Origin of the sequence: Nesterenkonia halobia (genome assembly GCF_039536005.1) — a bacterium.
Taxonomy (GTDB): domain Bacteria; phylum Actinomycetota; class Actinomycetes; order Actinomycetales; family Micrococcaceae; genus Nesterenkonia; species Nesterenkonia halobia.
This window is the reverse complement of the sequence record NZ_BAAAYG010000003.1, coordinates 579,299-585,908: the sequence shown is the minus strand read 5'-3', so window position 1 is coordinate 585,908 and position 6,610 is coordinate 579,299. Positions and strand designations below refer to the sequence as shown.

Annotated in this window: 5 protein-coding genes; 3 read left to right on the top strand and 2 right to left on the bottom strand. The window is 72.3% G+C overall.

The features are described 5' to 3' along the window. The 3 genes from ABD652_RS05335 to ABD652_RS05325 form a co-directional block, all read left to right on the top strand. The coding region (locus ABD652_RS05335; RefSeq protein WP_344718922.1) for a metallophosphoesterase at positions 1-987 on the top strand (987 nt) is incomplete at its 5' end. 141 nt (positions 988-1,128) lie between these two features. Beyond that, positions 1,129-3,093: an ABC transporter ATP-binding protein gene (locus ABD652_RS05330; protein ID WP_344718920.1), complete on the top strand. Its 1,965-nt coding sequence runs from the start codon at positions 1,129-1,131 to the stop codon at positions 3,091-3,093. A 178-nt stretch (positions 3,094-3,271) separates the two neighbouring features. Further along, entirely contained in the window at positions 3,272-5,044 is a 1,773-nt protein-coding gene (locus ABD652_RS05325; RefSeq protein ID WP_344719068.1) for an ABC transporter ATP-binding protein, read from the top strand. A 33-nt stretch (positions 5,045-5,077) separates the two neighbouring features. On the opposite strand, the gene ABD652_RS05320 is transcribed toward ABD652_RS05325, so the two are convergent. Further along, on the bottom strand, positions 5,078-5,446 hold the full coding sequence (locus ABD652_RS05320) for a sterol carrier family protein (RefSeq protein WP_344718918.1): 369 nt from the start codon (positions 5,444-5,446) through the stop codon (positions 5,078-5,080). A 31-nt stretch (positions 5,447-5,477) separates the two neighbouring features. Continuing rightward, on the bottom strand, positions 5,478-6,527 hold the full coding sequence (locus tag ABD652_RS05315) for an asparaginase (RefSeq protein WP_344718916.1): 1,050 nt from the start codon (positions 6,525-6,527) through the stop codon (positions 5,478-5,480). Positions 6,528-6,610: the final 83 nt, after the last annotated feature.

Below are 6,610 nucleotides of genomic sequence, written 5' to 3'. Positions count from 1 at the left end.
GCGTCGGCCGCCGTCGGCGGCCGACGCGCCCGATCGAGATCACGGAGCTTCGCCGTGCCCGACTGCAGCACTCTCCCGCGGATCCCCCGCCCCCTGGCCCTGGCCGCCGCCGGAACGGCCGCCGTCGGGCTGGGGACGCTGGCCTACGCCGGCACGATCGGCCTGACCCGCTTCACCGTCCGGCACGAGCGGCCCGCCGTGCTGCCGCCCCGAGCGCGGCCGCTGCGGATCCTGCACATCTCGGACATCCACTACGTCCCCGGCCAGCGGAGGAAGTTCGCCTGGCTGCAGTCGCTCGCGGAGCTGCAGCCGGATCTGGTGGTCAACACCGGGGACAACCTCTCGCACCGCGAGGCCGTGCCCGAGCTGCTGGAGGCGCTGGGCCCGCTGCTCCGCGTCCCGGGCGTCTTCGTCACCGGATCCAACGACTACCACGGGCCGCGGCTGAAGAACCCGCTGGGCTATCTCGTCGGCCCCTCGGCGCCGCCCGCCGAGCCGGAGCACCTGCCCGCCGACCAGCTGATCGCCGGCTTCACCGGATCCGGCTGGATCGATCTGCGCAATCGAGCCCAGGAGGCCGTCGTCGCCGGCCGGGCGGTGCACCTCTCCGGCGTCGACGATCCGCACATCGGCCTGGACCGCTTCGCCGGCTGGCCGCGGGGCACCGCGCGGGACGACGTGCTGCGCCTGGGCCTCGCCCACGCTCCGGTGGGCTCGACGCTGACCACCTTCGCCGACACCGGCGCGGACCTGATCCTGGCCGGCCACACCCACGGCGGACAGGTCTGCCTGCCCGGCCGCCGCGCCCTGGTGACCAACTGCGACCTCCCCCGGTCGCAGGCCGGCGGGCTGTCCGCCGTGCGTTCCTCGACCGGCCGCGAGGTCGCGCTGCACGTCTCCGCCGGCATCGGCACCTCGCGGACCGCCCCGCTGCGCTTCAACTGCCCTCCGGAGGCGACGGTCCTGGACCTGCTGCCGCGCGCCTGACCTCCTGCACTCCGGTCGTTCAGCAAGGACACCACCCCGCCGCGACGGCGCACGATGCCTCGTGGACATCTCTGAGGAGACGCTCGGACATGTGCCCAGCTCTTCCCTCCGAGTGATCGGTCAACTAAGCTGTGTGCTCTCATGCCACGAGATTCGCAGCTCTCGGACGCCGAGTCCTCCACCCGCCGCCGCACCCTCGTGCAGGCCCTGCGGCGGCTCGACCCGTATCTCCACGGCATCCGTCTCCGCTGGACCCTGGGCCTGCTCTCCGCCGTGGGAGCCGGCATCGTGGCGCTGATCATCCCCCAGGTGATCCAGGAGCTGGTCAACTCGGTGCTGGCCGAGGGGGCGGACTCCGGCGCCGTCTGGGGCGCGGCGGGGCTGATCCTGGGGCTGGGCCTGCTGGAGGCCGCGCTGTTCTTCCTGCGGCGCATCTTCGTCATCCCGCCGGCCTCCGACGCCGAGACCTCGATGCGCACCACGCTCTTCGACAAGCTGCAGCATCTGCCCGCCAGCTTCCACACCGCCTGGGGCGCCGGCCAGCTGCAGTCCCGGGCCATCGCCGATCTGAACCTGCTGCGCCGCTGGTTCGCCTTCGGCTCGATCATGTTCATCTCCTCGCTGGTCAGCGTGGTGATCGGACTGATCCTGATGATGTCGCTCTCGCCGCTGCTCGCCGTGATCTTCCTGGTCGCCGCCGTGCCGATCACCATCTACGGCCCGCACTTCCGCCGCCGCTTCGTCGGCTACTCCCGGCGCGCCCAGGACCAGGCCGGCGACGTCGCCACGCAGGTCGAGGAGTCGGTCCACGGCATCCGCGTGCTCAAGGCCTTCGGCCGCGGGCACCACGCGCTGAAGAGCTTCGCGACCGAGGCGGAGAAGCTGCGCGGCACCGAGGTCCGCAAGGCCCGGACCCAGGCCGAGTTCAACATGGTCATGGTCGTGCTGCCTGAGACGGTGCTGGGCCTCTGCCTGTTCATCGGCCTCTGGCAGGTCGCGAACGAGGAGACCACCGGCGTCAGCGTCGGTGCGCTGGCGGCCTTCTTCGCCACCGCCGCAGTGCTCAAGGGCCCGGTGGAGGGCGTCGGGATGCTGCTGGGCATGACATTCACCGCCAAGACCGCCATCGATCGGCACGCCGACGTGATGGACACCGAGAACACCATCGCCTCGCCCGAGGCGCCGGCCACCGCCGAGGAACAGGGGCTGCTCGAGTTCGACGCCGTGCACTTCCGCCACCCCGACGCCGACCCGGCCGAGCGCGATCTGCTCGACGGGGCCTCGCTGCGGCTGGAGCCGGGAGAGACGATGGCCCTGGTCTCGCAGACCGGCGGCGGGACCTCGACGCTGATGAGCCTGGTCCCGCGGCTGCACGACGTCACCTCCGGCGCAGTGCGCGTCGACGGCGTCGACGTCCGCGACTACGAGCTGGCCGATCTGCGCTCCCGGCTCGCCGTCGCCTTCGAGGACCCCACGCTGTTCTCGGCGACGGTGCGCGCCAACGTGCTGCTGGGCACCGCGCATGCCCGCGACGCCGACGACCCCCAGCACCCCGCGCGGGCGGAGACGCCGTCCGCCGACGAGCTGGAGGAGCTCATGCGGCGGGCGCTGACCACCGCCGACGCCGACTTCGTCGACGACCTGCCCCACGGAGTCGACACCCCCATCGGCGAGGAGGGGCTCAGCCTCTCCGGCGGCCAGCGGCAGCGCCTGGCCCTGGCTCGGGCGATCGCCGCCTCGCCGTCGATCCTGCTGCTCGACGACCCGCTCTCCGCGCTGGACGTGCGCACCGAGGAGCGGGTGACCGCGCGGCTGCGCGAGGTGCTCGACGGCACCACCACGCTGATCGTCGCCCACCGCCCCTCGACCGTCGCGCTGGCCGACCGCGTCGCGCTGCTGCGCGAGGGACGCATCGCCGCAGTCGGCACCCACTCCGAGCTGCTGGCCTCCAGCCCCGGCTACCGCCGCGTGATGAGCACGACGCCGGAGCCGGAGGAGCTGGAGGAGCCGGAGGACGACGGCGCCGGCGGCTCGACCCGCGAGGCCGAGGACGCCTGCGACTGCCCGGAGCCCGGATCGCGGCAGGAGGTGCCCCAGCATGGCTGAGCAGACCGACGCCCGGCACGCCGACCCGGGCACGGACGAGGTCCCGGACTTCGACGCCGACCCGGTCGCCGCGACCATCGGCACACCGATCTCCGACGAGCTGCGCGCCGGCCGGTTCTCCCCGTCGGACTCCGCCTACGACTACCTGCGCGGCACCGCCGGCGAGGAGCAGGTGCAGATGGACGCCGACGAGCGGAGGTTCATCCGCCGCCGCTCACTGAAGCTGCTCGCGCACCTGTCGCAGGGCGTGCGGGCGAAGCTGCTGCTGACCGTGGCCTGCGTGCTCATCGCCCAGGCCGCCCAGGCCTCGACGCCGATGATCATCGCCTGGGCCATCGACTGGGGCCTGCCGCGGATGACCGAGGGCGAGATGATCGGCATGTGGCTGCCCGGTTCGGCCTATGTCGTCGCCGCGCTCACCGCGGGACTGCTCATCATGGCCTACACCCGGATGACCGCGTCGGTCTCCCAGCAGATGCTCTTCACGCTGCGCGGCGAGGTCTTCCGCCAGACCCAGCAGCTGAGCCTGGACTTCCACGAGGAGTACACCTCCGGCAAGGTGATCTCCCGGCAGACCTCGGATCTGGAGTCGCTGCGCGAGCTGCTCGACGGCGGCATCAACTCGCTGGTGCAGGGCGTCATGTTCATGACCTTCACCGCGATCTCCATCTGGATCATGGACTGGCGCTCGGGCCTGCTGCTGCTCGCCGTCGCCGTGCCGATCGGCTTCCTGGGCCGCTGGTACCAGCTGCGCTCGGAGGTCGCCTACCGCCAGACCCGCATCTCCTCGGCACGGATGATCGTGCACTTCGTGGAGACGATGACCGGCATCCGTGCCGTGCAGGCCTTCCGCCGCGAGACCGCCCGCTCCCGGCAGTACCGTCGGCTGGCCGGGGCCTACCGCGACGACATGGTCCACTCGCTGGGGCTCTTCGGCATCCTGCAGCCCACGCTGATGGCGCTGGGCAATCTGACGGTGACCGCCGTGCTGGTCTGGGGCGGGTTCCGCGTGCTCTCCGGGGACCTCGATGTGGGCATCCTGGTGGCGCTGCTGCTGGCCACCAAGCGCGTCTTCCAGCCGCTGGACATGATCGCGATGTTCTACAACTCGCTGCAGTCGGCGACGGCGGCTCTGGAGAAGGTCTCCGGACTGCTCGAGGAGCAGCCGACGATCGAGGAGGCCGAGGAGCCGGAGCATCTGGACTCCTGCGCCGGCGAGGTGCGCTTCGCCGACGCCGCCTTCCGTTACACCGAGGACGGCCCCACCGTGCTCGGCCCGCTGGATCTGCACATCCCGGCCGGTCAGACCGTCGCCGTCGTCGGCACCACCGGTGCGGGCAAGTCGACGCTGGTGAAGCTGCTGGCGCGCTTCTACGACGTCTCCTCCGGATCGCTGAAGCTCGACGACGTCGACCTGCGCGAGCTGGCGCTGGACGACCACCACCGGCATGTGGCGATGGTGACCCAGGAGGCGTTCCTGTTCTCGGGCAGCATCCGGGACAACATCGCCCTGGGCCGGCCCGACGCCGACGAGGAGGAGATCGTCGAGGCCGCCTGGACGGTGGGCGCCCACGAATTCATCGCCTCGCTGCCCGAGGGCTATGACACCGACGTCTCCAGCCGCGGCGGGCGACTCTCCGCCGGGCAGCGGCAGCTGATCTCCTTCGCCCGGGCCTTCCTGGCCGATCCGGCGGTGCTGATCCTCGACGAGGCGACCTCCTCGCTGGACCTGCCCAGCGAGCAGCTGGTCCAGCAGGGGCTGCAGAAGCTCCTCGGACACCGCACCGCGCTGATCATCGCCCACCGGCTGTCGACAGTGACGATCGCCGACCGGGTGCTCGTCGTCGACCACGGGCAGATAGTCGAGGACGGCTCCCCCGACGAGCTCATCGCCGCCGGCGGCTACTTCTCCCGGCTGCATGCCGCCTGGGAGACCTCGATGACCAGCTGATCGCATCCAGCCGCCGTCGCCCGCCCCGGCGACTCAGCGCATCAGCGGCAGCACCGTCGAGAGGTCGGCGCGCACTCCGGAGGCGGCGACGTCGCCGGTCTCGAGCGCCTCCTCCCAGGCGCGCCCGCCGGCGGCCAGCTGCAGCCAGACCTGCGGACTGAGCTCGACCACGTTCGGCGGCGTGCCCCGGGTGTGGGTCGGGCCCTCGACGCACTGGGTCACGCCCAGCGGCGGCACCCGGACCTCCACGGAGTTCCCGGGCGCGACCTCGGCGAGCTCCTCGAGCAGATAGCGCACCGCATCGGCCAGCGTGCGGCGGTCCAGCGCGGCCAGGTCCTCGGCCTCGCGCCAGGCGCGCACGGCCGCGCGACCGCGGGCGGAGGTGATGCGGCGTCGGGCCATGCTCAGCGCCTCCCCGCCTCGGTCGCGGCCGTCACAGCCGCTCCAGCACCGGAGACGCCAGCCGGACGCTGCCGACCTGCTCGCCGTCGACGCCGCCGACGATGGGCTTGTTGATCTTCGTCAGCACCCGGGCCAGATCATCGAGGTCGATGACCCCGCGGGCGGCCAGCAGGCTCAGCGCCACGAGGTGGTGAGCTCGCTGGCTGCCGTCGAGGGTCTTGACCGCCACGGCGGTGCCGTCGGGCGCGCCGACGATCAGCACGCCCTCGGCGCCCAGCTTGGCCAGCAGTCCCAGCTCCTCCATGACCACGGTGTTGGCCTCGCCGCGGCCGTGCACCGCCCAGGGGAAGTCGAGCATCGCCTGGTTGACGGTGAAGGCGTGGACCTCGGCGTCGCGGCGGGAGGTGGCCGAGGCGATCGCGGAGAAGCCGCGGGCCAGCCCGGTCAGCGACACCGTCGGCGCCGGCGCGCCGCAGCCGTCGACGCCGACCACGCCCGGGGTCTCCCGGCAGTACTCGGCGATGACCTCCATGACCGCCTGCTGCATCGGATGCTCGGGGCGGGTGTAGGTGGCCAGCCGCCAGCCCTGGGTGCGGGCGGCTGCCAGGAAGGCGGCGTGCTTGCCCGAGCAGTTGAACGCCAGCCGCGTCTTCGGCCGGGCGTTCTCGAGGTGGTCGATGAAGTCCTGCTCGCGGGCGGGCCAGGCGGTCGGGCACTTCATGTCCGACTCGTCCAGGGACTCGGCGCGCAGCATCGAGGCCACCAGCTCCTGGTGGCGCTTGGAGCCGTGGTGCGAGCCGCAGGCGACGGCGACGGCCTCGCCGGAGATCAGCGCGCCGCTGCGCAGCGCGGCGATCGCCTGGAAGGGCTTGAGCGTCGAACGCGGGAAGATCGGCCGCGACGGCGCGCCGAGGGACTCGACGACGGAGCCGTCGGGATCGACCATCACCGCCGAGCCGATGTGCCGGGACTCCACCGTGCCGGCGCGGGTCACCCAGGCCAGCTCGGCGGACTCCTCGACGGCGGCGGTGTGCGCCGCGGTCGAGGACGAGGACTGCTTCGCGGAGTTCGTCGCGCTCATGCCTCCTAGTCTATGCACCCGCGCGCTCCCCGTCCGGGGGTTCATGGGCGGGCCGCGCGCGGGCGGATTCGCGTACGCTGGAT

What these genes read in the sequence shown, in the direction of transcription:
- ABD652_RS05320 (WP_344718918.1), bottom strand. Translation starts at nt 5,446, where the DNA reads ATGGCCCGACGCCGCATCACCTCCGCCCGCGGTCGCGCGGCCGTGCGC.
- ABD652_RS05315 (WP_344718916.1), bottom strand. Translation starts at nt 6,527, where the DNA reads ATGAGCGCGACGAACTCCGCGAAGCAGTCCTCGTCCTCGACCGCGGCG.
- ABD652_RS05325 (WP_344719068.1), top strand. Translation starts at nt 3,272, where the DNA reads ATGGACGCCGACGAGCGGAGGTTCATCCGCCGCCGCTCACTGAAGCTG.
- ABD652_RS05330 (WP_344718920.1), top strand. Translation starts at nt 1,129, where the DNA reads ATGCCACGAGATTCGCAGCTCTCGGACGCCGAGTCCTCCACCCGCCGC.